Origin of the sequence: Leyella stercorea DSM 18206, from assembly GCF_000235885.1 — a bacterium.
Classification (GTDB): Bacteria; Bacteroidota; Bacteroidia; order Bacteroidales; family Bacteroidaceae; genus Prevotella; species Prevotella stercorea.
Window position 1 is genome coordinate 1 of the sequence record NZ_JH379413.1, and the last position, 26567, is coordinate 26567.

The 26567-nt window shown below is 51.0% G+C and carries 19 protein-coding genes, 3 tRNA genes and 2 pseudogenes; 9 read left to right on the forward strand and 15 right to left on the reverse strand.

Features of this window, described 5'->3' with window-relative positions; all coding sequences use genetic code 11:
* Window positions 1-130 precede the first annotated feature (130 nt).
* The 8 genes from HMPREF0673_RS05445 to HMPREF0673_RS05480 all read right to left on the reverse strand — a co-directional run bounded on the left by HMPREF0673_RS05445 (window position 131) and on the right by HMPREF0673_RS05480 (window position 3809).
* Window positions 131-204, reverse strand: a tRNA-Asp gene (locus HMPREF0673_RS05445).
* Window positions 205-248: 44 nt separating this feature from the next.
* Window positions 249-322 (reverse strand) — tRNA-Asp (locus tag HMPREF0673_RS05450).
* A 28-nt stretch (window positions 323-350) separates the two neighbouring features.
* Window positions 351-424, reverse strand: a tRNA-Asp gene (locus HMPREF0673_RS05455).
* Window positions 425-528: 104 nt separating this feature from the next.
* Window positions 529-1065, reverse strand: coding sequence for a GNAT family N-acetyltransferase (locus HMPREF0673_RS05460; protein WP_007899148.1), 537 nt, complete (start codon window positions 1063-1065; stop codon window positions 529-531).
* Window positions 1062-2252 carry a glycosyltransferase family 2 protein gene (locus HMPREF0673_RS05465; RefSeq protein ID WP_007899149.1) on the reverse strand — a complete coding sequence of 397 codons (1191 nt, stop codon included), beginning with the start codon at window positions 2250-2252 and terminating at the stop codon, window positions 1062-1064. Before HMPREF0673_RS05465 ends, HMPREF0673_RS05460 begins: the two co-directional genes overlap by 4 nt.
* An 8-nt stretch (window positions 2253-2260) precedes the next feature.
* Window positions 2261-2698 carry a hypothetical protein gene (locus tag HMPREF0673_RS05470; protein ID WP_007899150.1) on the reverse strand — a complete coding sequence of 146 codons (438 nt, stop codon included), beginning with the start codon at window positions 2696-2698 and terminating at the stop codon, window positions 2261-2263.
* A complete protein-coding gene (gene recR / locus HMPREF0673_RS05475) occupies window positions 2695-3312 on the reverse strand; it encodes a recombination mediator RecR (protein WP_007899151.1) in 618 nt (205 codons plus the stop codon). The genes HMPREF0673_RS05470 and recR overlap by 4 nt, the downstream gene beginning before the upstream one ends.
* The gene (locus HMPREF0673_RS05480; protein ID WP_040596490.1) at window positions 3312-3809 is read right to left on the reverse strand and encodes an outer membrane beta-barrel protein; all 498 of its coding nucleotides are present in this window, start codon (window positions 3807-3809) and stop codon (window positions 3312-3314) included. Before HMPREF0673_RS05480 ends, recR begins: the two co-directional genes overlap by 1 nt.
* Before the next feature lie 98 nt (window positions 3810-3907).
* Between HMPREF0673_RS05480 and HMPREF0673_RS05485 the strand changes: the two genes are divergently transcribed.
* Window positions 3908-5623 carry a glycoside hydrolase family 10 protein gene (locus HMPREF0673_RS05485; RefSeq protein WP_007899153.1) on the forward strand — a complete coding sequence of 572 codons (1716 nt, stop codon included), beginning with the start codon at window positions 3908-3910 and terminating at the stop codon, window positions 5621-5623.
* The gene (locus tag HMPREF0673_RS05490) at window positions 5623-6303 is read left to right on the forward strand and encodes a ComF family protein (RefSeq protein ID WP_007899155.1); all 681 of its coding nucleotides are present in this window, start codon (window positions 5623-5625) and stop codon (window positions 6301-6303) included. The genes HMPREF0673_RS05485 and HMPREF0673_RS05490 overlap by 1 nt, the downstream gene beginning before the upstream one ends.
* Here the strand turns inward: HMPREF0673_RS05490 and HMPREF0673_RS05495 are convergent, their stop codons facing one another.
* Window positions 6304-7638, reverse strand: coding sequence for an NADP-specific glutamate dehydrogenase (locus HMPREF0673_RS05495; RefSeq protein WP_040596492.1), 1335 nt, complete (start codon window positions 7636-7638; stop codon window positions 6304-6306).
* 390 nt (window positions 7639-8028) lie between these two features.
* On the opposite strand from HMPREF0673_RS05495, the gene HMPREF0673_RS05500 reads away from it, so the two are divergent.
* From HMPREF0673_RS05500 to HMPREF0673_RS05510, 3 genes and pseudogenes are all read left to right on the forward strand, one after another.
* The gene (locus tag HMPREF0673_RS05500) at window positions 8029-8775 is read left to right on the forward strand and encodes a TIGR02757 family protein (protein ID WP_007899159.1); all 747 of its coding nucleotides are present in this window, start codon (window positions 8029-8031) and stop codon (window positions 8773-8775) included.
* Window positions 8776-8985: 210 nt separating this feature from the next.
* Window positions 8986-9663, forward strand: coding sequence for a tRNA (guanosine(37)-N1)-methyltransferase TrmD (gene trmD, locus HMPREF0673_RS05505; RefSeq protein WP_007899161.1), 678 nt, complete (start codon window positions 8986-8988; stop codon window positions 9661-9663).
* Window positions 9664-9690: 27 nt separating this feature from the next.
* Window positions 9691-10737 (forward strand): annotated as a pseudogene (locus HMPREF0673_RS05510) (carbohydrate-binding family 9-like protein); the annotation flags it as partial.
* Window positions 10738-11040: 303 nt separating this feature from the next.
* On the opposite strand, the pseudogene HMPREF0673_RS05515 reads toward HMPREF0673_RS05510, so the two are convergent.
* From HMPREF0673_RS05515 to HMPREF0673_RS05530, 4 genes and pseudogenes are all read right to left on the reverse strand, one after another.
* Window positions 11041-12287 (reverse strand): annotated as a pseudogene (locus HMPREF0673_RS05515) (PNGase F N-terminal domain-containing protein).
* A gap of 21 nt (window positions 12288-12308) precedes the next feature.
* On the reverse strand, window positions 12309-13658 hold the full coding sequence (locus HMPREF0673_RS05520; protein WP_007899177.1) for an alpha-L-fucosidase: 1350 nt from the start codon (window positions 13656-13658) through the stop codon (window positions 12309-12311).
* Window positions 13659-13857: 199 nt separating this feature from the next.
* Complete coding sequence (locus tag HMPREF0673_RS05525; RefSeq protein WP_007899186.1) at window positions 13858-15897, reverse strand: SusD/RagB family nutrient-binding outer membrane lipoprotein; 2040 nt, start codon at window positions 15895-15897, stop codon at window positions 13858-13860.
* Between the two features lie 22 nt (window positions 15898-15919).
* Entirely contained in the window at window positions 15920-19078 is a 3159-nt protein-coding gene (locus tag HMPREF0673_RS05530; protein ID WP_007899187.1) for a SusC/RagA family TonB-linked outer membrane protein, read from the reverse strand.
* Window positions 19079-19432: 354 nt separating this feature from the next.
* Between HMPREF0673_RS05530 and HMPREF0673_RS05535 the strand changes: the two genes are divergently transcribed.
* Window positions 19433-20536 (forward strand): glycoside hydrolase family 10 protein, encoded by a 1104-nt coding sequence (locus HMPREF0673_RS05535; RefSeq protein WP_007899191.1) that lies wholly within the window; start codon window positions 19433-19435, stop codon window positions 20534-20536.
* A gap of 91 nt (window positions 20537-20627) precedes the next feature.
* Here the strand turns inward: HMPREF0673_RS05535 and HMPREF0673_RS05540 are convergent, their stop codons facing one another.
* Window positions 20628-21479, reverse strand: a complete 852-nt coding sequence (locus HMPREF0673_RS05540) for a patatin-like phospholipase family protein (RefSeq protein ID WP_007899194.1) — start codon at window positions 21477-21479, stop codon at window positions 20628-20630.
* 306 nt (window positions 21480-21785) lie between these two features.
* Between HMPREF0673_RS05540 and HMPREF0673_RS05550 the strand changes: the two genes are divergently transcribed.
* Window positions 21786-22799 carry a glycosyltransferase family 2 protein gene (locus HMPREF0673_RS05550; protein ID WP_007899195.1) on the forward strand — a complete coding sequence of 338 codons (1014 nt, stop codon included), beginning with the start codon at window positions 21786-21788 and terminating at the stop codon, window positions 22797-22799.
* Here the strand turns inward: HMPREF0673_RS05550 and HMPREF0673_RS05555 are convergent, their stop codons facing one another.
* Window positions 22800-24287, reverse strand: a complete 1488-nt coding sequence (locus HMPREF0673_RS05555) for an oligosaccharide flippase family protein (RefSeq protein WP_245544232.1) — start codon at window positions 24285-24287, stop codon at window positions 22800-22802. It abuts the gene before it with no gap.
* A gap of 74 nt (window positions 24288-24361) precedes the next feature.
* Here HMPREF0673_RS05555 and HMPREF0673_RS05560 point away from each other — a divergent pair, with 74 nt between their 5' ends.
* A complete protein-coding gene (locus HMPREF0673_RS05560) occupies window positions 24362-25543 on the forward strand; it encodes a hypothetical protein (protein WP_157591641.1) in 1182 nt (393 codons plus the stop codon).
* A 47-nt stretch (window positions 25544-25590) separates the two neighbouring features.
* Window positions 25591-26472 carry a nucleoside phosphorylase gene (locus tag HMPREF0673_RS05565; protein ID WP_007899209.1) on the forward strand — a complete coding sequence of 294 codons (882 nt, stop codon included), beginning with the start codon at window positions 25591-25593 and terminating at the stop codon, window positions 26470-26472.
* The last annotated feature ends 95 nt before the right edge of the window (window positions 26473-26567 follow it).

Genomic DNA, 26567 nt, shown 5'->3' on the forward strand with positions numbered 1-26567 from the left:
GTTAAAAACACAACAATATTATATGAGCCAATCAATCTACAATAAGACGTTCGGCAAACTGCCGATGCGTGTTCAAGAAGAATTAGGAAAATAAAAAAAGGAGTTTCTGAATGAAACTCCTTTTAGTAGGCGGTGCGTACGAGACTCGAACTCGTGACCCCATGCGTGACAGGCATGTATTCTAACCAACTGAACTAACGCACCAACGTGTTTTTGTTCCTTTTCTGTTGTCTTAAAAAGCGAATATGCGGTGCGTACGAGACTCGAACTCGTGACCCCATGCGTGACAGGCATGTATTCTAACCAACTGAACTAACGCACCAATGGTGTTTGTTTTAAAGGAACGTAGGCGGTGCGTACGAGACTCGAACTCGTGACCCCATGCGTGACAGGCATGTATTCTAACCAACTGAACTAACGCACCAATACGACAAGCTTGCTTTTAAAAGCTGTCAGTGTTTCGTTTTTTAAGCGAGTGCAAAGGTATAAATATTATTTGAAACGCCCAAATTTTTAAGCTCTTTTTTTTCATAATATTTTCTGCAGAACTATCGCATCCGTGTATTTGACACCATCAAATAACCACTCTTTCAGCCTATTATGCGTCTGAAAGTTTTTTTTCAAGAACAATGCCAAAGATGCCTCATTGTCCTCCGCCACCACTGCATAGAGCTGATGCAGATGCAGAATGTGCAATGAATAGTCGAGTATTTGGTCGATTGCAGCGGCTGCATATCCCTTACGACGATACTCCTTCCGCACAACGATGCTCACTTCGGCACGCCTATGTTGCGCGTTGAAGTCGAACACGTCTACCATTCCTATCAGTTCGTGCTCCTCATTCTCCACTATCAAACGTACCTGTCCATCGTTATAGATGTCATTGGTGGCGTTTGCTATGTAGTCGTGCAGCACATAGCGCGAGTATGGCACGTTGGTGTTGCCCACGTTCCACACCTCACGATTGTTCTCTACAGCGTAGAGCCAGTCGAGATCTTCGGGTTCCATCGCACGCAACGCTACTCGCGGTGTGTTCGTGGTAACTGTATCCGGCGGTGTATTCATCGCAGCACCTCCTCACCTGTTACGATTGTCTGCGTCGCTGGGTTGTACGTACCCATCAGTATGTTTTGTTGTGGTGATTCAGAGAAGATGTTGAAGATATCCTCGTAGCTGTATGCCTCGGTGTCGTATGTTGCATAGACACGCTGATAAGACGTAAACTCCTGCCCTATGTGCCCCTTCGGCAGTGTAGAAACTGTACCCTCAACAAACGCAGCATCAATACCATGTCGTTTTGCCAACCGATTGAAGTCTTCGAGATGTTCTTTCTTACCAATGAAGACATAAAGGGTGGTAAGGCGTTTACGTGGTCGCACCAAGCCAAGAAGCTTGCGTGCGCTATGCATCTGCATACCGATAAGCGTACACAACGCCTTAAAACAAATGGCAATCTTCAGAGGCAGACTGACAAAGATGCTGAAATGACCATAGTGCTTGCGCATAAAGATGAGCATAGCATCATAGAACACGTGCACGTAGCGGAACGATGAGCGGTGCGTGCTCTCACCTTTATAATGTAATATCTTTGTCGGTATATACCAGTTCTCGTAACCTGCTTTGAGCAAACGGAAAGAGAGATCGATATCCTCGCCATACATAAAGTAGTCCTCGTCGAGCAATCCTACCTTATCCAATACCTCACGACGCAACATGCAGAACGCTCCACTAATGATTTCGATTTGTGCAGGCTCGTCCCAAGAGAGATAGCTCATGTAATAACGTGCGAAGCGACGACTATTGGGATAGCGTGTGCATAGTCCGCTCATCCGGTAGAATGCAGTCATAGGTGTAGGCACACCGCGTCGCGACTCCATCGCCTTCTCGCCATTGTCCTTGAGCATCATCACGCCGGCACCACTGGCACGCTCATGTTCGTCCATAAAGGCGAGCACATCGTGTATCGTATGCTCGCCAACAATGGTGTCTGGGTTAAGCAAGAGCACGTATTCACCTGTGCATTGCTTTATGGCAACGTTATTGGCACGTGAGAAACCGAGATTACGATTGCTACTAATGATGTTCACATTTGGGAACTTCTGCGTCAGATACTCCACGCTCCCATCATCGGAATGATTGTCGACTATATACACTTCGGTCTCTATACCGTCAATAGCCCTAAACAACGAGTGCAGGCACTGTTCGATATAGAAACGTACTTTATAGCTGACTATAATGACTGATAGTTTCAATACAGTTCTTATTTTTTGTGTTCAACATCGCGCTTCACCACTTCCGACTCGCATCTTGCTCGTGTCGGCATGATAAAGAAGAGGCATAGGAACAGAATTATGCCCATGTAGCCAAACGCAACGTTCATATACATATAATACAATAAGGTGTTGAGCACCATCGGCACGCAGAGCATCAGCAAGCGAAGTGCCCCCCAGTTGAGCAGAGCCTCAGCTGAGACGAGACGCTCGGCAATGTGGCGAAAGCGGAAAAGACGCAATGCTACGGGGATGATGCAGATGGTGAGCAACTCCATGACGGTAGCCCACACGAACTCCGACGCACCGGTTGCGGTGTGATAGATGCCGTCGGGCAGTATGTCGGTCTCAAAAAGCAATACCATAGTCGCTGATATGCACAACGAAGCTATGAATATTGTGTTCAGCACTTTATATGTTCGTCTCATTGTTTGTTAGTCATTGTTGTACGATTCAATATTGCTCTGCCGAGCGTCACCTCATCGGTGTATTCCAGTTCGTCACCAACGGAGATGCCGCGGGCGATGACGCTTATCACAACATCGTAGGCTGCGAGTTTACGCGATATATAGAAGTTGGTTGTATCGCCCTCCATGGTGGAACTGAGTGCCAATATCACCTCTTTCACTCCGCCTGCCGCGACACGCTCTACAAGCGAATCAATCTCTATGTCGCTCGGTCCTACCCCGTCCATCGGCGATATTATACCACCGAGCACATGATAGAGTCCGTTGTACTGCTGCGTGTTCTCCACCGCCATAACGTCGCGAATGTTCTCCACGACGCAAATCGACGTGGTGTCGCGACGACGATCGGAGCATATCGGACATACGTCTGTATCGCTTATGTTATGACATACGCGGCAATGCTTCACCTCCTTGCGCAGCCGTGTGACTGCGGAGGCGAAACCGTCAACTTCATCTTCTGTGCGACGCAGCAAATCGAGCACAAGCCGCAGGGCTGTCTTGCGACCTATGCCAGGCAACTTAGAGAACTCGCACACTGCCTTTTCGAGCAGTTGTGACGGATAAGTGTTCTCCATTACTTCTTAAAGAGATAAATGCCGATGCCAAGACGCAGACCTATAGTAGAGAAGTCTTTATGGCTCTTGAACGACTGGTCGTAGTAGACAGAAGGCTCGATGGTAACATTGCCGTTGAGGAAGTAAGCCCAACCGAGCTCTACGCCAGGCACAAAGTCGTTATAGTTCTTGCCTCCATGCACGTACTTTGCATTAACGCCTACGAACAGGCCGTTCTGCTCCATGTAGTATCGACCGCCAACGCCAAGTTTAAACTTGCTGTCTACGTCGTCGCTCGAAGAGATGTCGCAGCCGAGTTCGCCCATAAGCATCCAATTGTCAACGAGGAAGTATCCTGCGTTGGCTTGCACACCAAGGTTCAGCTTCTTTGCTCCATTGTAACTGAGGTCGATACCCGAGAGTGATGCGCCAACATAAGCCTTATCCTTTTCAAACTGTGCATGGGCTCCCAATGTTGTGAAGAGCGCCAAGGCTATTGTAAATAATTTCTTTTTCATAAGTAGAGTATTTATAATGCAAAAGTACATAATATATTTGACAAACAGAAAAATATAATTACCTTTGTGGCGTATTAATACGAAATTAGAAACAAATAATGCGACATTTTTATATACTTTTATTGCTTTTCATTTGCTCGTTGGCTACCTCTGCCCGCACTTCCAATTCGTTCAACCACGACCGTATTGCTCCTAAGCATGAGGTACGCGCGGTATGGCTTACCACTATCGGCGGTATCGACTGGCCTCACTCCTACGCTCAGACTGCCACATCAATAGAGAAGCAGAAGAACGAATTGCGCCGCATACTCAACCAGCTGCAAGCAGCCGGCATAAACACCGTGCTGCTACAGACCCGTGTACGCGGAACGGTGATCTATCCGTCTACCATCGAACCGTGGGACGGCTGTCTCTCGGGCAAGCCAGGCGTATCGCCAGGCTACGATGCCTTGCAGTTTGCCATCGACGAGTGCCACAGTCGTGGCATGGAGTTGCACGCCTGGATTGTTACAATGCCCGTAGGCAAGTGGAATGGTTTAGGCTGCAAGCAGCTGCGCAATAAAATGGCGCGCAACATAATAAAGATTAAGGGCTACGGATACATGAATCCGGAGACACAACAGACTGCTGACTATCTCGCCAACATCTGCGCCGAGGTGACACGACGTTACGATATCGACGGCATACATCTCGACTACATACGCTATCCGGAGGAACTGCCGAAGCTGAAGACGATGTCGCACGACGAAGGACGCAGGAACATAACACGCATCGTGCGCACTATCTCAAAACAAGTGAAGAGCCAGAAGCCGTGGGTGAAGATGAGCTGCTCGCCAATAGGTAAGTACAACAACACGAAACGCTATTGGAGCCACGGCTGGAACGCCTACGAGACGGTGTGCCAGGACGCAGTGGCATGGCTGCGCGACGGACTTATGGACGAACTGTTCCCTATGATGTATTTCCGCGACTCCAACTTCTTCCCTTTCGCACTCGACTGGAAGGAGCGGAGCCACGGACGCATTGTGGTGCCCGGACTGGGCATCTACTTCATGTCGCCACGCGAAAAGAACTGGCCTTTGAGCGACATCACGCGCGAGTTGGGCTTCCTGCGCAACAACAATATGGGGCACGCCTACTTCCGTTCAAAGTTCTTCACCGACGATACTAAGGGTATCTACCGCTTTGCGAAGAACGAGCTTTGCCCGTATCCGTCGCTTGTTCCGCCAATGACATGGCAGTCGACAGAGCGCCCGCAGAGTGCTTTCGCTCTTCGTCGCGCCGACCGCACCGACAACACTACCCTACTCTCATGGCAACATACCACTGCAGACACCACGATGATGCTTTTCAACGTGTATGCCTCGCACGAGTGCCCGGTAAACACCGCCGACGCACGCAACTTGATAGCGATGCGCAGACAGAGTCGCCAGCTGCTTGTACCGCGCAATCCGCAACTTCACTATGCCGTCTGTGCGGTCGACCGCTATGGCAACGAGAGCGAAGCACTGCAAGAAACTACCGCCGACACGCAGAATGACAACATGAGTGTTGCGTTTGGCAAGACTCTGCTTGCCTGCGACGGTTCTATGGTGGAGATGACGACGGAGGTTGCAGCGGCTGCACAGTTGTCCGACACCGAGTATCTGCTCATCGAATCGCTGCAAGGTTGCGCCATAGCCGTGCGCCCTTACCAACGCGGCGCAAGCACCATAAGCATCAAGACCCTGCCCGACGGCATTTACACCCTGCGTTCGCTCAACAGGAAGGGGGTGAGCCACCGCCTCGGAACATTCGTCAAAAAGACACGATAATGTGGTTAGACACGTTTATGCCACGCCAATGCAAGCTGTGCGGTTGCCGTCTTGCGGAGGACGAACAGACGCTATGCCTCAGTTGCTCGCGCAAACTGCCCCTCACCGACGACTATCTGTCGCCTTACGACAACAACACGGCACGTCTGCTATGGGGGCGTATGCCCGTCGAACGCGCCACTGCGCTGACATACTACTATCCAGAATCGTTCTGCGCACTGCTTATGTACAAACTTAAGTACGGCAGTCAGCCCGACATAGGCGAATGGCTGGGAGCGTACATGGCGAACTCGTTTATGCCATACGCACTGTTCGACGACATTGACATAATCGTTCCGCTACCTATACACAAACGCCGCGAGCGAGAACGTGGCTACAATCAGAGCCATGAAATCGCACGCGGCATTGGTGATATATCAAATATTAAGGTTTGCAACAATATTGTAGAGAGGTCGCGATACACCATGAGTCAGACCAAACTGACTCATGCCGACCGCACTAAGAACGTGGAAAACGCTTTCACCCTGCTCCGCCCTGATGCAATCGAGGGTAAGCACGTTCTGCTTGTCGACGACATCATCACCACCGGTGCCACTATCGCAGCCTGTGCGAACGTTCTTGCAGAGGCTGAGGATGTGAAGATTAGCGTGATGACCGTAGGCAGAACGCACAATTTGTAATTATACTATGCCCTGCGCCATCATTGCCTTAGCCACCTTGAGGAAGCCCGCAACGTTTGCGCCACGCACATAGTTGACGTAGCCGTCAGCCTGTGTGCCGTACTTCACGCAGTCGGCGTGAATTTCGTTCATTATGCTATGCAGCTTTGCATCCACTTCCTCGCTCGACCAGCGCAGACGCTCCGAGTTCTGACTCATCTCAAGACCCGACACAGCTACGCCACCTGCGTTTGCCGCCTTGCCCGGAGCATAGAGCATACCTGCCTCTTGGAACACTTTGATAGCCTCTGGCGTAGAAGGCATGTTGGCACCTTCGCTCACTGCGAACACACCGTTAGCAACCAGTGTGCGGGCATCGTCGCCGTCAATCTCATTCTGTGTGGCTGAAGGCATAGCAATGTCGGCTTTCTCGCCCCACGGACGCGCACCGGCTACATACTTCACGCCGTATTCCTCGGCATACTCTCTGATACGGCCACGCTCCACGTTCTTCAACTCCTTCACGTAGGCGAGCTTCTCTGCGTCGATGCCATCCGGGTCGTAGATATAACCATCCGAGTCGGAAAGTGTCACGGGCACCGCTCCGAGCTGAATGAGCTTCTCAACGGTGTACTGAGCCACATTGCCCGAACCGCTGACAAGCACACGCTTGCCCTTCAAGTCGATGCTGCGTGTCTTCAGCATATTCTCAAGGAAGTAGACATTGCCATAGCCAGTAGCCTCTGGACGGATGAGCGAACCGCCGAACTCCTGACCCTTGCCAGTAAGCACGCCTACGAATGTGTGCGTGAGCTTCTTGTACTGTCCGAACATATAGCCCACCTCACGACCTCCTACGCCTATGTCGCCTGCCGGAACGTCCTCGTCAGGACCAATATGGCGGAACAGTTCGTTCATAAACGCCTGGCAAAAACGCATTACCTCTGCATTGCTCTTGCCTCGCGGTGAGAAGTCGGAACCGCCCTTTGCGCCACCCATTGGCAGCGTGGTGAGCGAGTTCTTGAATGTCTGCTCGAAAGCAAGAAACTTCAAGATAGACGGATTGACCGAAGCGTGGAAACGAATGCCACCCTTATACGGACCGATGGCGTTGTTGTGCTGCACACGATAGCCCATATTGGTCTGCACATTGCCCTTGTCGTCAACCCACGTCACACGGAACGAAATGATACGATCGGGTATGCAAAGACGCTCTATCAGGTTTGCACGGTCGAACTCGGGGTGACGGTTGTACTCTTCTTCAATTGTACCGAGTACCTGGCTCACTGCCTGGATGTATTCAGGCTCGTTGGGGAAGCGTTGTTTCAGACGCTCTACTGTTTCTAATGCGTTCATAGTATCTGTCGTTTTATCTACTTTCGGCTGCAAAGTTAGCATTTTTAAAGCAAAAGCAAGCATTTCTATACAAAACGCTTTAAAAAGTTGATTTATCTCAACCTTTTGACAAAACATTAACACTTCACATCGTTTAATCATAACTTGTTGCGCAGCACGATAAGTGAAGATTTAAATAAAATTTCCGAAAAATAAATGTCCAAAAAGTTTGCTAAACGTGAAAAATATAATATCTTTGCAGAAGTTATCCTGAAAACAATCTTTTTACCTTAAAAAAAGACTAATACCTATTGAAGATTTGAAGCGGTCGCCTGTGAAGGCTGTCGCTTTTTTTATTTATTATACTCACACAATAACGCCAAAACAGAAATCGTATTAACAACAATATATATGGAACAAAACACCAGACAACTCATCGCAGAACTCGCTGCGAAGTACGAGACGGCAGCTTTTCTGCCCGCCGACCCCAGCTCGTTCATGCACAGCGTTCAGGGCGATGCCAATCGAGAGGCGACAGCTTTCCTCGCATCGTGCCTTAGCTACGGTTCGCGCAAGCAGTTCTTCCCCAAGATACAATTCATTATCGACTCGGCGCATGGCGATGTAGACCGCTGGGTGCGCTCCGGCGCATGGCGCAATGACATACCCGACACCGCAGAGTGCTACTATCGCCTCTATAAGTTCGGCGATATGCACCGCCTGATATCAGCCTACGAGAGTATGCTCTGCGAGCACGGCAGCATGAAAGAGTACGTGCGTCGCCATGCCGCTACGGGCATTGAGGCTGTAGCAGCCATCTGTCGCTACTTCGCCGAGCACAACGCAAGCACCGTTGTGCCACGCAACACGCAGTCGGCATGTAAGCGTGTGTGCATGTTTCTGCGCTGGATGGTGCGCACCGACTCACCCGTCGACCTCGGTTTGTGGGCTGACATCATCGACCGACGCACACTAATCATGCCGCTCGACACACATGTGGTGCAGGAAGCACTGCGACTCGGATTGCTAAAGAGCCGCACGGCGTCGATGTCTACCGCACGCCGACTCACCGACGCTATGCTCGAAGTGTTCCCCGACGACCCCTTGCGTGGCGATTTCGCACTGTTCGGATTAGGCGTAGACGAAGAAACGAAGTAGTACTTATTCGCGTTTTGTCACCGTTCTCCGTACGCCGCCCGATCGGATTCCGTACGCCGCCCGATCAGATTCCGTACGCCACCCAATCGGATTCCGTACGCAGAACGATGACTTTAGCCCTACTTCCGCATAACATTATCATAGGTTTTATATCGCACAAATGGCACGTTTAGTTTTGCCGTGTAAACAAAATTGTGTAATTTTGCATTTATGAGAATAGACATTATAACCGTACTGCCCGAAATGCTTGAGGGCTTTATCAACGAATCAATACTTGCTCGCGCACAGAAGAAGGGTCTCGCTGAGATTCATCTGCACAACCTGCGCGACTACTCCACTAACAAATGGCGCCGCGTGGACGACTATCCTTACGGTGGTTTTGCCGGCATGGTGATGCAGTGCGAGCCTATCGACCGCTGCATATCGCAGCTGAAGGCAGAGCGCGACTACGACGAGGTGATATTCACGTCGCCCGACGGCGAGCAGTTCGACCAGCACGTGGCTAACGACCTCTCGATGAAGGGCAACATCATAATCCTCTGCGGCCACTACAAGGGCATCGACCAGCGCGTGCGCGACCATCTCATCACTCGCGAGATATCCATCGGCGACTATGTGCTGACGGGTGGCGAGCTGGCTGCGGCTATCATCGCCGACGCCGTGGTGCGCGTGGTGCCAGGCGTAATCGGCGACGAGCAGAGCGCGCTCTCCGACTGCTTCCAGGACGATATGCTCTCGGCACCTATCTACACACGCCCAGCCGAATACAAGGGATGGAAGGTGCCGGAGATATTGCTCAGCGGCAACGAGGCGAAGATAAAGAATTGGGAGATGGAACAGGCGATGGAGCGCACACAGCGTCTGCGCCCCGACCTCTTGGAAAAATAAGAACGAAACGAAAGAACTAATCGGAATATGAAGAAATCGATATTATCGGCTATGGCGCTGGCTTTCGCATTCGCTATGCCCTCAGCTGCGCAGGACGGACTGCTGAAGAAGTACGACCGACGCCTCACTACACCGCGCAACTACGTGTGTTACCGCACTACGGAGAAGATGAAGATCGACGGCAAGCTCAACGAGAAGGTGTGGCAGCAGGCTGCACAGACAGAGTCGTTCGTGGATATCAGCGGCTTCGACTTCCCGAAGCCTGTCTACGACACCAAGGCGCGTCTGCTTTGGGACGACGAGTATCTGTATATCTCTGCCGTACTCGAGGAGCCGAACATCGTGGCTAATCTCACGCAGCGCGACACTATCATATATCACGACAACGACTTCGAGGTGTTCCTCGACCCTACTGGCGACGGACAGAACTACTTCGAGATTGAGAACAACGCTCGCGGCGTGATATTCGACCTCATGCTCGACCGCGCATATCGTTCGGGCGGCAACTTCCACATACAGTGGGACTGCCCTGGCTTGAAGCTCGCCGTGCAGCACGACGGCACGCTGAACAAGCAGAAGGACACCGACCGCTCGTGGACCGTGGAGATGGCAATACCGCACAAAGCCGTGACACGCAACTTTGCCAATCCGCTGAAGGCTGGCAACATCTGGCGTCTGAACTTCTCGCGCGTACAGTGGCTGAAGAAGGGCGGACCGGAGGAGAACTGGGTGTGGACTCCGACGGGCGAGATAAACATGCACGCGCCTAACCAGTGGGGTTTCCTGCTGTTCTCGGACAAGGTGGCTGGCAACGGCACCGACGAGTTCCAGTGTCCGTACAACATGGAGGCTTACAAAGTGCTGTGGGCACTATTCTATGCGCAGCTCGACCAGCACGGCAAGGACGGCAGATACACCAGCTCGCTCGCCGTACTCGGCTTGACCGACTCCGACCTCGCTACTCTGCCCAAGGGCAGCAACATCGAGATGGAGGCTACAACGCACCAGTTCAGAGCAAGCATCCTCGTCGGCGGAACGGGCAAGAGATATGTTGTCGACCACAACGGCAAGTTTGAAGTACTATAAGCACCAGGGGGTGCAGCTCTTGCTCTGGCAAGCGGCAAAGCCGAGCGGTCTCAGCTGCACCAACAAAGCAGAGGTGGAGGCAAACTGTAGGAGGCTACGGCATTCTTGCCGTAGCCATTGCGAATAGTTGTATTTCAGTTGCTAATGGCTACGGCAAGAATGCCGTAGCCTCCTACGATTTGAATCGTTTACTATTCAGTTTGCCAAATATTATAGTTTTGACACACCCACCCACAAAAAAATGAGAGCACGGCAAGGATGCCATGCTCTCATTTTTTATTTTATTCAATTCTATTCATCCCAAACCAAGTACGCAGAAACGAGCCAGTGGTTCATTTCGTCGCCATTGATAGGCTGTGCCTTCGGAATGTCTACAGTGAAGGTGTGCTTGCCTGCCGTGATGCCTTCGAGCGCCACCTCCTCAGGAACGACATCGGTACCCGGGCACCAGTTGGAGCGAGAGAAGTCGGAAGAAGCAACCGGCTCCTCCACTTCCTTCTCTGTGTAGCCCTTCTCGCCGATGTAGGAAGCCACACGCTTCTCGAGCCATACACCCGTAGCCGGGTTGAAGCGGCGGAACGATGCGCAGTCGTCGCGCCACGGAGTGAAGCGGTAAACCTCCTTGCCATCTACCGAGAGGACGTTCTCCTTCTGCACGAACTCGTCGCCGCCGTCGTGTCCGCCGTGACCAGTCACTATGTACTTCACGCGCACATTCTTTGCGTTCTTTGGCAGAGTGAAGTCGGTGGTGACGGGCTTGCGAGCGAAGATGTCGGGATACTCCTGACCGATGTAGTAGACCGTGTTGATAAGCGGTAGCACCTGCGTGCGCTGCATACGGTCGCAGCTGATTGTGCTCTCGGTGAACTTCAGTTCGACACTTGCCAAGTAGCCCTGCTCTGTCCATGTGTCGATGAACACGCCGACGTAAGCCTCGTCCTCAAGCAGCGAGTAGCGGTCGGTGATGTCCTGCTGCCACTGCACGCAGTCCTCCCACTTCGGTATGTACACCGGGCGGCGCTTCGATGTGAGCGTGTCGTTGTTGTTGCTGTAGAAGCCCACGCCGAACGGAGTCATGAAGCGCATCAGCTCGATTGTAGGCAGATAGTTCTTGCCAGCGATAATGCCGCGCATGTGCTCCAGCTTCAGCGTGTCAATCTCTGGGAATTTCGCCTTGCCCTGCGCGATGCTCAGCAGGTTGACGGCAGAGTGGCGCGGCAGTACGAATACAGAGCCCGACTTATCCCAGCGGTCGCCGTTTGAAGCGATGGTGGTCTTGATGTCTACCTTCACGTTGCGCTCGTAGTGAGGCACCTTTATCTTCTTCAATATGATGCGTCCGTTCACAAGACGGATGATGCCGTCGGCATCCGCTTCGTTGAAACCGCCGAGAGCGTCGGAGCGTAGTGCACGTTCACTTTGTCGAACACCTTTATTGTGGTGCTCCCCTTCGCTGCATACTCCTTGTGGCTTGTCTTAGTAGCCGCCGTAGAAGCCGTAGCAATGAAGAGCGATAGGATTAATGTCAGTATCTTCATCTCTTATGTTTAATCTGTTTATTAGTTACTTTCAATCACCTTGCCTGCTCCGCGGTAGAGCTTGATTGGTCCGTCGAGAAGCACTGCAACGACCGTAATCATAGGGTCGAGCGCATGTTCCGGCACGTCGATGTAGAGGTTGCCCGGCACCTCGCTCCAGTAGTTCTTGTTGTACACCTTCGACTGTATTATCTCGCCGTCGCCTACAACCCATACGCGGTTCACCTTGTTCATAAGGCCCTTCACCTCGATAGGTCCGTTCGGCTTGTACGGCAGGTATAGATAGAGCACGTCGCCAGCCTCGTTGAGCGTGGTGTAGCCCTGGAAGTGCTCGCACGGGATACCGGCACGTGTGTCGTATATAGCCTCCTTGTGTTTCTTTGTCCAGCGACCGAACTCCTTCAGCACAGCCACCTGCTCCTCAGGAATTGTGCCGTCCTCCTTCGGACCGATGTCGAGCAGCATGTTGCCGCCCATAGAAAGACAGTCGACGAAGGTGCGCAGCAGAATGTACGGCGACTTGTAGTTGGTGTCGGCGTGCTGATAGCCCCACGAGTCGTTCATCGTCATGCACAGCTCCCAGTGCTTCTCCTCCGGACGCACAATGGGTACGCCCTGCTCCGGTGTGGCGTAGTCGCCATAGCCCTGGATGCGCGAGTTGATGATGACATTCTTGTTAGCCTTGCGCAGGAACTCTGACATTCCCTTTGCGTTCCATGTCTCGGCGCTCTGCTCCCAGTCGCCGTCGAACCAGTAGAGGTCGGGCTTGTACTTGTTGAGTTCGTCGAGCTGGTCGAAGTCGAACTTCAGGAACTTCTGCCAGCGCTCCGGGTCCTCGGTCACGTTGTAGCGGCTCTCGGTGCGCGTGAAGTTAGGATAGTCGGGGTGCGACCAGTCGATGAGCGAGTAGTAGAGTCCGAGCTTCAGTCCGTGCTTGCGCACCTCCTTAACGAACGGCGTAACGAGGTCGCGCTTGGCAGCCGTAGCCTTCACGGTGTTCAGGTCGCTGTACTTGGTGTCCCACAGAGCTACACCGTCGTGGTGCTTGGTGGTGAGCACGGTGTAGCGTGCACCACTCTCCTTGATGAGGTCAAGCCATGCCTTCGGGTCGTAGTTCTTGGCTGTGAAGCCGTCACACTGAGCCATGTACTGCTCGTAGGGCAGGTACTTGTTGTGGAACGACCAGCTCTCCGACACACCATTCACAGCATAGATGCCGTAATGGATGAAAATACCCAACTTGGCGTGGTCGAACCACTCCATTCGCTTGTCCTTCTGCTCCTCTGTCTCCTGCACGGCGGTGTTCTGGGCTACAGCGCCCGACACGGCAGCCGCACAGAGCAATGAGCACAATATGCGTTTCATCTTCATATTAGAAAGTTTTGTTTATAATATCAGTTGTTGAAAAAGCTTTTATAAAGTTCATACGTTGCTTTTACAAAGTTCTTAAGTTGTTTTTACAAAGTTACAAAAAAAAATGCACTGCCCAAAAGAGCAGTGCATCCTTTTTATCATATATCCGTCAAGCTATCAGCAAGTTTAACGGAAATAAGTTCGTATCAGGTCTTTATTAATGACCACCGATAGCCCACCACAGCGGAGTGAGGTTGCTGTCAACACCACCCTTGAGGAAGCTAACAGCCTTCTCATAGCCAGCTGCGTCAGAAGATGAGAGGCTTGAAGGATACTTGAAGCGCTGTACGAAAAGGCTGATGCTCTGTGCACTCTTGTAAGAATCCTTTGTCCAGTCCTTCATGTCTGTGATAGACATTGTAGATGTAGGAATCTCCCAGAACGGCAGACCGAGACGACGGTGATTAGACCAGTTCTCCTGCGGCAAGTACGGAGTATTTGCTATGTAGAGCTGTGTGATAATCTTTGTCAAGTGGTCGTTGAGAGCCGGAGTCTGGGCTACCTTTGCATAGAGAGTGTTCGCAGCCTTCGGATACTCGTATGTAACAGTCTCCTCTGCACCAGTATAACCGTTCTTGACGGTCATGGATGTAGCAGTAGGCTCTGTGGTGTGGCTCCACTTAACAGAAGTACCTACACGGTTGTAGTCCTCAGAAGCGATGTAAGCGTCATACAGATCCTCGATGCCGTTATACTCGAAGCTTGCCTTGATGCCAGCATAGTAAGCAGCCTCAGCAGTTGTACCTACGTTCCAACCGCGCTCAGCAGCCTCAGCTAAGAGGAAGTAAGTCTCCCACGGACCGAAGAAGAAGCGCTTGTTCTTGCTGTTACGATATTCGTCAGCAAGAGCTGGATAAGTACCGATGTAACCATAACCACCGAGATCAGAGCCGCTTACAAGACCGTTGGTAGTGGCTTTCTCATCGCCTGAGTAGCCTGCGGTCAGACCATTCCAGCAATATGTAGCATCAACAGTAGCCAAAGCTGTCTTATTCTGGTCGTCCTTTGCCCACAACTTCTCCACCTGAGGAGCCTTAGCGTTTGTAAAGTAAGCAACATAACCAGTCTGTGTACGGTTCTTGTAGTCGCCCGGCAGGAAGTAATAGAGCAACGCACGTGGGTCAACCTTTGAAGGCAGACCATCGAAGAAGAGCTGCTTCGTCGGGTTGTCAGTGTTAGGCTCCCAGTGCTGGTCGAACTTCAAACCAAGATAAGTTGAAGCGTCCTTTACATGCTCAGCGTAACGGTTCTCGTTCTCTTTACCCTCTTCTTCCTTATTGGTGTTCTTCACATACTTAGCGAGAGCATCTACAGAAGCAGTACCACCGAAGTTGGTAGTGAGGTTAGCCATTGTAGCAGACATACTCTGGATATCCCAAGAGCGGCTCATCGGACCCGACCAATCGCTCCCGCCATCGTACTCCTGAACAGCAGCAGTGCCGTCAACGGTCTTTATACCACTACCCTGAGCCACAGCTGCCTCAAACTCGCTCTGTGCCTTTGCAGGGTCTGCCTCAGACAAACGCATAGCAAGACGCATACGCAGAGAGATACCATAGTTCTTCCACTTAGCTGCATCAAACGCAAATACAGGGTCGTTATTCTTCTCTGTATCGTTAGGAGCCACTTCTGTGTTGATTTTACTTACAGCGTCAGCAAGCTCTGCAAGCATCCAGTAGTAAACATCCTTCTCTGAGCTGAACTCCGGGTTTACGCCCTGGAAGCCGTTAAGAGGAGCCGGACCGAAGTTGTCCACGAACTGTGCCATCATCTGAACGCGCCAGATACGTGCCATCTGCTTCAAGTTAGGATAGAAGTCCTTCTCGTGAGCAGTCCACGTGCCCTGTGGTTCCTCGATAAGGCGGATACATGTGTTAGCATCGCGCATCCAGTTTGAAATATATCTAAAGGCATCACCATACCAACCATCGTTTGTTTTACCGATAGATGTGTTGTATCCATCCTCGCCATCCTGACGTGCTGCTGATGCCCACTCAATAACGAAGAGACGCTCGCCAATATACGGGTCCATCTGCGCACCCTTTATTGAGCTGAGAAGCGAGTAGTATGGTTTTATCTTGTCACCACCAGTCGTAAACGGATTGTTGTTTATGTCGTCAAAGTCGTTACATGAAGTCATCACTCCACCAAGAGTAAGCGCCATCATGGCTGACATTATTAATTTATTCGTTTTCATAAATATTTGTCAATTTAATGAATTAGAAACCGATTGAAACATTAAACACGTAACTGCGTGTTGTAGGCAGACCTGCATACTCGAAACCAGTAGCATTGGTACTTGTAGCAAATACTGACTCTGGGTCAACACCGTTCATGTTGCTGTGGATCATCCAAACGTTGGTAACAGTGAAGCCTGCCTTGAGCGACTGCAGGATAGTGCCTGCAAGCACCTTAGCCGGAACAGTGTAGCCAAGCGAGATGTTACGCAGACGTACGTTTGTTGCGCTATAGGTATTAGCCTCACCGATACCCATGTTACCAGTACCAGCCACTGCGCTCCAATACTGCTGTGTTGTGATCTTGTTAGCGTTCTGTACGTACTCGCCAGTAGCTGCGTCACGATAAACGCCCTTAACTACCATGTCGTCTACACGTTTGCCACCAGGAGCAGTAGCCTCTGCTGTACCTGAACGCTGCATCATTGCGTTTGTACCTGAGAAGATTTCGCCACCGATGCGTGCATCAATCTGGAAGCTGAGGTTCCAGTCCTTGAAGCGGAAGCTGTTGGTAAGACCCATGTTGCATGTAGCCTGCTGGTCACCAATCTTCTCAAGCTCGCCTGTAACCTGAGGCAGACCATCGGATGTGAGGAGAAGTTGTCCGTAATACGGGCTGGTCTTATCAGTAACGCGGAGGAACTTAGTACCCCAAATCTCACCATAGTTGCCGCCCTTCATGGCGTAAACCTTGATGTTGTCGTAGCCACCGAGTTCGTAGCGGTCAACACCATCATAGAGGTCCTTGATCTTGTTGCTGTTGTGCGATACGTTGTAGTTGATTGTCCACTCGAAGTCCTTTGTGCGGATAGGAGTAGCGTAAGCCATCAACTCGACACCTTGGTTCTCGATATCACCTGCATTGATCTTCTTGCTGCTGTAGCCCGAGAGTGAGTTCATCGGCAGGTTGAGCAACTGGTTTGTAGCGTTCGACTTATACCAAGCGAAGTCGAAGCCCAAGCGGTTGTTGAGGAACTTGAGTTCAAGACCAACCTCCCACGACTTGATAAGCTCATTCTTCACGTTCTTGTCGAAGAGAGTGCTGTTGCTTGAAGCGGTGATGCCTGAATGATCGTCCTTGCTTGTTGAGTAGAGGTTGTAAAGCTGGTACGGATCCATATCGTTACCTACCTCTGCATAAGAAGCGCGGAGCTTACCGAATGTGAACCACTTCGGCATTGCTACCTTGTACTTGTTGAGCATGTCCACGAAGAGCACAGATGCCGAAACAGACGGATAGAAGAACGAGCGGTGCTCCTTGGCAAGAGCCGACGACCAGTCGTTGCGGAATGTTGCGTCGAGGAATGCCCAACCGTCGTAGTTCAAACCTACAGTACCGTAGAGTGAGTTGATTTTCTTCTCTGTGTATATCTGAGAAACAGAAGGCTTTTCCTTACCATTGTTCAGCGAGAAGAGGTTCTCGATAACGAGGTCGGTAACACTGCTGTTCAAGCCTGTCTTCTTTGTAGCCATGAGGTTGCCACCGAATGTAGCTGTAGCACCGATCTTGTCTATAAGGTTGTCCTTTGTAGCTGTGAGAAGGAAACTGAAGTTGTTCTCATAGAAGTGGTTGATGTTCTGACCATACTTTGTAGTAATGTGAGAGTTACCAGAGTAAGTGCGGTTTGTAGCCTCAAGTGTGTACATATCGGTACCTGCCTTCACCTCTGCTGTCAACCAAGAGAGCACCTTATACTTCAATGATGCGTTCATCAAGAAGCGGTCGCGGTTATCGTCAGAGAGGTTGTACTTGCTCATCCAGTATGGGTTGTTGCCATCCTTGTTCCACCATGTCATCTGGTTGTTCTCGTCAACACAGTTCTCGAAGTCGCGTATATCGAGAGTGGTCGGGAAGGTGTACATACCGAGAGCCGAGTTATTGCTGTTGTTACCCGAAACAGGACGGTTATTAGCCTTGTTGCGGATGTACTGCACCTTAGCGTCGAATGTCCATGCGTTGTTCTTGCCGAAGTTGGTAACGCCACGAAGCATCATGTTGGTACGATTGAGCTTAGCACCCGGAGTCATCGACTTGTTGTTCATGTTCGTAACAGAAGCATAGATAGATGTCTTGCCGTACTGCTGCGAGAGTGTCACGTTCTCCTGGATTTCTGTACCTGTACCGAAGTAGTTGTTGAGGTTGTCATAACGCTGCATTGCTACTTCCTTGCCATCCCAGCGTGTGTAGGTCTGACCCTCGATACGCGGACCCCAGCTTAAGCCGCTTGTCTCGTCGTACTGTCCCTTTGTACCCTGACCGTATGTAGTCTGCATCTTAGGCGACGTGAAGAGTGTCTCGGCACTTACAGTACCGGTGATAGTAATACCAAGACCCTTTGTCTCACGACCCTGCTTTGTGGTGATAAGGATAACACCATTACCAGCACGCGAGCCGTAGAGGGCAGCTGCAGAAGCACCCTTAAGCACTGACATTGACTCGATGTCCTCGGGGTTGATATCCGAAAGACCGTTACCCATATCGGCAGACGGGTTCCAGTAGTCGTTGTTCTCCGCACCGGTGAAGTTATCCATAGGCACACCGTCCACTACGATAAGCGGCTGGTTCAGACCAGTGATAGAGTTGTTACCACGGAGCTGGATCTTTGACGAACCACCAGGACCGTTGCTCGAACGTGTAATCTGCACACCTGCAATCTTACCTGTCAAGGCGTTAGCCACGTTGTTCTCATGTGCGTTTACAAGAGCGTCGCCCTTTACGTCCTGGATAGCATAACCAAGCGACTTGCGCTCGCGCTTGATACCAAGAGCAGTAACCACAACTTCGTTAATCTGCTTTGAATCGTCGTTGAGTGTCACCTTCAACGGCTTGCCGCTCCACTCCATTTCCACTGGAGTCATACCAAGCGAAGTGATACGAATCACGTCACCCTTCTTTACGTTGCGAAGAGTAAAGTTACCATCAATATCAGTAACTGTACCCAAGCCACTCTTGCCTTTAACAACAACCGATGCACCAATCATTGGTTCGCCAGTTGCGTCAAAAACAACACCTTTACATTCTGCATCAGCCTGTGCGTTCTGCACAACAGCCTGCGAAGTAACGTTTCCAGCATAAGCTGCTCCCATTGGCAAAGCCGAAAGCGCGAGCAGCATACCTACTGTCTTTACTTGTTTTGACATAGATGTTAATTTTTAATTAGTACTAAATGATATGTTTATTTATTTTTTCAAGAGGAAGTCTATATATACCGCAAATTCATTGACATTTATATAGATTATTATAAAGAAATCCTCTCTATTTGTTTTTCATATTATCCCAATATATCAACTTTAAATTACATTCTTGATACAAATTTAAACTTTTTTCTTGAGAATGAAACTTTTTTTATAAAGAAAATAAAACTTTTTAAACTAACTAATGTTTTCTTTAAATAAAATACGAATAATATACTAAAAAGCACTAACTTTGTGCTTATTATACAAATTAAGCTACATAATAGTACTTTTTAAACTAATAATATAAAACAAAAACACATGAAGAAAATCTTAATGACTCTTGCGCTTGCGCTCACTACGATGTGCGCAAACGCAAAAGGTGCAAAAACCCCAGTCTTCGCATGGTCGGGATGGGGCGAGAACACTACAGAAAAGTCGCTCACTGCCGATTTCAAGGCTTGGAAGAAGCACGGCGTAACTGGTGTGTGCATCAATGCCGGCATGGACGTGGAGAAGATTGCCGTGGCTGCAAAGGTGGCAAAGAAGGTGGGCTTGGAGTATCATGCCTGGGTGCCCACAATGGTGCAGGGCGGAAAGCCCAAGAGCTGGTACACAGTGAACCGTCTCGGCGAGTCGGCATCTGACAAACCGGCATACGTGCCCTACTATACCACGCTCGACCCACGCAACAAAGAGGTGCGCAAGTTCCTCGTTGAGAAGTTCGAGGAGATTGCTTCCATACCTGAGGTCGACTACGTGCAGCTCGACTATATACGCTACGCCGACGTTATTCTGGCGCGTGGTTTGTGGGACAAGTACGGACTCACAATGAACGGCGAGTACGCCAAGGCTGACTACTGCTACTGCGACGACTGCGTGGCTGCGTTCAAGCAGCAGAGCGGCATCGACATCACAAAAGTGACCGACCCGTCGAAGATTAAGGAGTGGGCACAGTTTCGCTGTGATGCTGTCACCGACCTCGTGAATGCCATCTCTGATGCCGTACACGCCAAGCAGAAGAAGCTCAGTGCAGACGTGTTCCCCGGTCCGAATAGCTATGCCGAGTGGATGGTGCGCCAACAGTGGAACAACTGGAAGCTCGATGCTGTGTTCCCTATGAACTACAACGACTTCTACATGGAGCCGGCAGCTTGGGTCGGCAAGGTGACGAAGGAAGAGGTGGAAGCCATAAAGGGCAAGAACACCTTATTATATAGTGGTATCTTCATCTGCCACGACTGGCGCCACAAGGACAAGGTGGTAGACCCGGAGAACTCCGGACTGCTGCCGTCAGAGATTGCGGAGGCTGTGCAGTCGTCGATGGCTGCGGGTGCAGACGGCATCAGCATCTTCACACCTAACGATATGACCGAGGAGCATTGGACAGAACTTGAAAAGGTGCTGAAGGAACTCAGCAAGTAACAATTATAGGGGGTGCAGTTGTCTCAACTGCACCAACCATGCATGTTATATCATTTTCTACGTTGGTGCAGTTGAGACAATTGCACCCCCTTTATTTCTCTCCAGAGTGCTGCAGGCAGAAGCGCTCACCGAGGGCGAAGCCTTCCTCGTAGAGCCGCTGCAACTTGGCTACATCCTTCTCCATGCGGTCTACCTCCATCGGGCGTTCGGGGCGAATGCACACCACCTTGCCATCGTCCTCGAGTCGCTCCACCAGCGCGAGCTGCTCGTTGTAGACGCGCATACGATGGCTGAGCGCCACGCGCAGGCGCGGATACTTCTTGTATATGAAATGCGGAATCTTTATGTCGTGCCCCGATTTGCGATAGCCACGGTTGCGCGTCAGCACGAGCACGTTCTGCGCATGACCGGTAGCCATTGCACGCTCCACGGGTATCGAGTCGACGATGCCGCCGTCGAGCATCGGTATGCCGTCCACGTTCGTTATCTTGCACACGTAAGGCAGCGAAGCCGAAGCACGCACAACGTCGAGTGCGCGTTGGCGGTCGTGACGCTCGGTGAGATACATCGGACGACCCGTGAGACAGTTGGTTGTGACCATCTCGAACGTAGCCGGATTGTTGAAATAAGCGTCGTAATCGAACGGCACATACTCGTTCGGCACCTTGTCGTAGAGCAGTTCGGCATCGAAGATGCAGCCCTGCGTGAGCAGATAGCGTAGTCCGATGAAGTGGAACTTGTCCATGTAGTCGATGTTCGTAACGCGTGCACGCCCCGGCTGCCGACTTATATACGACATGCCGTTGCCCGCTCCTGCCGACACCGCCACCACATAGTTGAAATACATGTTGTGCTTCATAAACGCATCAAGCACACCGCACGTGAAGACGCCGCGCATTCCGCCGCCTTCGAGCACCAATCCCGTGTTGTTATCAAGTTTCATAGTATTGTTGTTTTTCTTTCTTTTCGACTGTTAGGCTCATTAACCAGATTCTGCAACAGTTCGGCACTCATCTCGCAGGGCGAAGAGCATAGCTGCAGCAGCAACCGATTGACTGCTGCAACGTATTCGGGTTTGCAACTCGTCGCTTCAAATATATCAATCTGTGACATTACGTTACTATTTATCATTATGTACCGCTGCAAAGGTAAAACAATTTGCGGAAAAAGAGCAAAGAAAAACCTTAAATTAACACACTGAGCAGACAATAAATTTGTAATTTTGCAGAGAACATAACAATAACACAGAATGATTAAAGTCACGATACTAATGCCCGTCTACAACGGCAGCCTGTACTTGCAGCGATCTATTGGCTCGGTGATGGCGCAGACCTATGCCGACTGGCAGCTCGTTGCGCTCGACGACGGCTCTACCGACGACAGTCTGAGCGTGCTGAAACAACTGGCTGCTGCCGACAAGCGCATAAAGATAATGACGAAGACGAACGACGGCAAGGGCAACACGGCTCGCAACATAGACATTATGAGCGCGGAGGCGGAGGGCGACTACATATTCTATATGTCGCAGGACGACTACATATCTGCCGACTTGCTGCAACATGCCGTGACTCGCATCGAGGAAACGGGGGCGGAGATTGTCGTTCCGGACATGCTGCTCGCCAATGCCGACGGCTCAACCGAGCAGGCGAAGGGTTCGTTTCCACCCAATGGTGACTACTCTATCCTACTCACGGGCATAGAGGCATTCGCATTGTGCATCGACTTCTCGATACATGGCTTCGCCCTGATACACCGCCGACTGATGTTCGCCAACGATTGCGACACACGCTACTTCGACAGCGACGAGTACAACACGCGGGTGCAGTATCTGCGTGCCAACAAGACGGCTTTCTGCCACGGCACGTTCTTCTACTATCAAGGCAATGCGGAGGCTATGACAAAGAAGTTTGCGCCGAAGCAGTTTCAACGCCTGAACACAATAGTGATGCTCGGCAAGAAGGCAGAGCAAGAGCATATGCCGAAAGAGGTGATGACGCGGGTGCGTCGCTGGCAGATGAAGGTGTATCTTAATGTGCTCATACTGTTGTTCAACAACGCTGGCAACATGAGCCGAGCTGAATACAAGGAGGCGGTGAAACGCTTCAGACAATTCGAGCACGGCGTGCGCTTCAGCGGATACAGACGTAGCATACTGAAAGGTTTGAACGTGTACGAGAAGGCATTGACAATAATCTACTTCGCTTGCGGTACATGTCGTCACCTACATATGCTGCACAACGTCTACAAACACCTAAAGCACTGACTAAGACCGACGCACGAACTTACGCTTTATGCGGTTTACGATGTCGATGTCGACGTGCCGGCGCATAATGGAGAGCGTGTAAGCTAAGTCGAGAGCAAAGAGCAGCGCACCTACCGACACGTATATCCACACATTGTCGACGAACGAGAGCAGACTGGTGAGCACTCCGATTGTTGCATGTACGAAGATTATCTTCAGCTGCGCCATCGAGAGCTTGTAGCCATAAGCCACACGACAGAAACCGACAGCCACAAACACCTCAAGAACCGAGGCTATGGTCATGCCTACACCCATGCCCAACAGTCCGCAACGACTATAGCCGAGGATAGCCATTGTGAGGAGCAGGACATCGCTCACCAACTCTATGCAAAGGAAGCGTTTCGAGTCGCCGCGCGACAGAGCTATGTACTCGATTGGCAGAAAAATGGCGCGAGCGTACATCGCCAACGCAGCCACCTGCATCATCGGCAGTACGGGCAGAAACTTACCGCTGTAAAGCAGCGGCAGCAGAACGGGCATGGCAAGAATGAAAAAGACAAGCATCGGCGAGACGAGATGCAGCGACACCTCTATCTGCTTGTTCACCGTGAGATTGAACTCGCGACCCAACTTGCTGATAGAGGACAAACGCGGATAGTAGTCGGTCTCCATCGCCGTGAACACAGTACCTACGTAGGTGAATATCATAACATAGGCGGCATTGTACAGACCTACCGTATCTACACCGTCAACATTACTGATATAGGCGCGGATAGCCATCTCCACCCCACTGCCTGCCATGCCTGCAACAACAAACGCCACACCGAGCTTTAAGAAGCCACAACCTTCGCCCAACAACGCCCTACTGAAGTTAAGACGGAACGGATAGGCACGCAGCGAATAGCGCATCACTATTATGGTCTGCAACAGTATGACAAGCAGCAGCGAAGGTACAATACCTTTATAACCAAAGAAATAGTAGATAGGAACGGACACAAAGAGTGTCACAAGCATGGCGTAAACGGAGTTCTCGGCTATGTCGCGCAAGCGCCGTGTGGCTTTCAGAATGGCAAGCTCGCCAGTAGAGAACGTCGTTAGAGCCACCACCGGAGCAAGCAGCACGAAGTGGAGCGTGTGGTCGCCAAAAGAGAAGGTCCAGCTACTGAGCAACGGCGACAACACAATGCACACCAACATGCCGAAAAGAGAGGTGAGCAGAGACCAATGACGAAACACGCTGATGCTACGCAGAAGATGCTCATGGTTGCCACAATCGTAGGCTCCCGACATATTGCGCACCGCACTGATGGAGAGTCCGAGGTTGGTAGAGTCGCCAACAAGCTTTATGGTAGAGGAGAACAAAGCCAACAAGCCCATACCCATCGGGCCAAGAATGAGCGCAACGAGTTTGTTGCGCACCAGCCCGACAAGGATACTGAGCACCTGAACACCACCAAACAAGCTGGTGTACTTCAGTATATGTGAATAGCTATTTTGTTTTTCCATCATATATTGTAACGTAATATAAATTATTTTATTACTTTTGCAATAATAAATATCACATGAATACAATCTATACGACTATGAATTCAAGAAAATACATACTTTTTGCGCTCTTGCTGTCGTCGACAATGGTTTGCGCACAGCAGAGGAAAGCGAAGCCCATAGCACGCAAGAATGTGAGAAACGCTGCTACAGCCAACCCGATGAACGCTCGCCAGCAGGAGAACTTCAATGCGATGCTGCCAAACACGCAGAGCATATTCGTAGTGGATAGCACGATTGTGGACAAGAACCGAGTAGTGGAAACAATACCGCTCTCGCCGAAATACGGCAAGTTCGTGAGCTACAACAGCTTCTTCGACACCGACACACAACCCAACCAATACGTCTTCATCAATGGTTTTGCCAACAAGTGCTACTACACCGAATTGGGCAAGGACAGCGTGCAACATCTGTACACACGCAACAAGTTGGGCGACGGATGGGGCGAACCGCATCGCATCAGCGAAATAGACTCGAAACTGAAGCACATTAGCTATCCGTTCCTATCGTCAGACGGTCAGACACTCTACGTGTCGGGCATTGCCGACGACGGACTCGGCAAGCGCGACATCTACGTAGCGAAGTACAACGCAGACGAGGGAACATACTTCGAGCCGGAGAACATCGGACTGCCGTTCAACTCTCACGACGACGACTTCATCTACGTTGAATCGGATGCCGAACGCTTCGCATGGTTTGCCACCACACGCCGACAGCCCGAAGGCAAAGCGTGCGTATATGCATTCTCCATGCCCGAACAGCGCACCAACTACAATGCTGACGAGATGTCGGAGAGCAGACTCAAGAGTTTGGCATCGCTGATACGCATACGCGATACATGGCCAACACCAGAGATACGCGAACGTGCGCAGAAAGAACTGAACGCCATTAAGGAAGAAGCAAACACACGAGTAGCAGCAACGGACAAGGTGAACTTCGTGGTGAACGACGACGTGGTGTACACCGACATAAAGAGCTTCCGTAGCGATGCCACACGACAGATGTACTACGAGGTGATGCGTCTACAAAACGACTCGAAGAACAAGCAGAGAACATTGAACACCTTGCGCGAGAAGTATCACAACACTGCTGACAACAACCGCACCGCACTCACAAGAGATATACTGCAGCTTGAGCAGCAATTCGACGAGGCACGTCAGCAGTTGAAGAGACTGGAGGCACAACTGCGCACCGCTGAGAACAAACTCATCAAGAAATAACTAATACTAACAATCAAAATAACTATTTACTAACAGAACATCAGATTATGGAAAAGAAATATTTCGCAGAATCAGAGCTTATCATCAACGAAGATGGTAGCATCTTCCACTTACACGTGAAACCGGAACAACTCGCCGACAAGGTGATACTCGTGGGCGACCCTGGACGTGTCGACCTCGTGGCATCACACTTCGACACCAAGGAGTGTGCAGTAGAGAGCCGCGAGTTCCGCACCGTTACGGGTACATATAAGGGCAAACGCATCACGGTTATCTCTACCGGCATCGGCTGCGACAACATCGACATCGTGATGAACGAGGTTGACGCGCTGGCTAACATCGACTTCCAGACACGCCATGAGAAGGAGACACTGCGCTCGCTCGAGATTGTGCGCATCGGCACATGCGGCGGCCTGCAGCTCTACACGCCTGCCGGCACCTTCGTCTGCTCGGAGTACTCTATCGGTTTCGACGGTCTGCTCAACTTCTACGCTGGCCGCAACGCTGTCTGCGACTTGCAGATGGAGCGCGCATTGCTCAACCACCTCGGCTGGTCGGGCAATATGTGTCAGCCTGCACCCTACGCCATAGCTGCCGACAAGGAGCTTGTGGAGCGCATAGCTGCCGACGACATGGTGCGTGGCATCACGGTAGCTTGCGGTGGCTTCTTCGGTCCGCAGGGTCGCGAGCTGCGCATTCCGCTCACCGACCCTAACCAGAACGAGAAACTCGAGAACTTCGAATATAACGGAAAGCACATCACCAACTTCGAGATGGAGAGCTCAGCGCTCGCCGGACTTGCTCGCCTCATGGGTCACAAAGCCACAACGGTTTGCATGGTCATCGCCAACCGTCGCATCAAGAAAGCCGACACTGGCTATAAGAGCCACATCGACGACCTCATTAAGGAGGTGCTCGAAAGACTGTAAAGGACGTTCCCGAAAGTCAATAAAGACATAAAAAGCTCCTGCAGAACATCTGTAGGAGCTTTTTTGTAGGAGGGTATGGCATCCTTGCCATACCC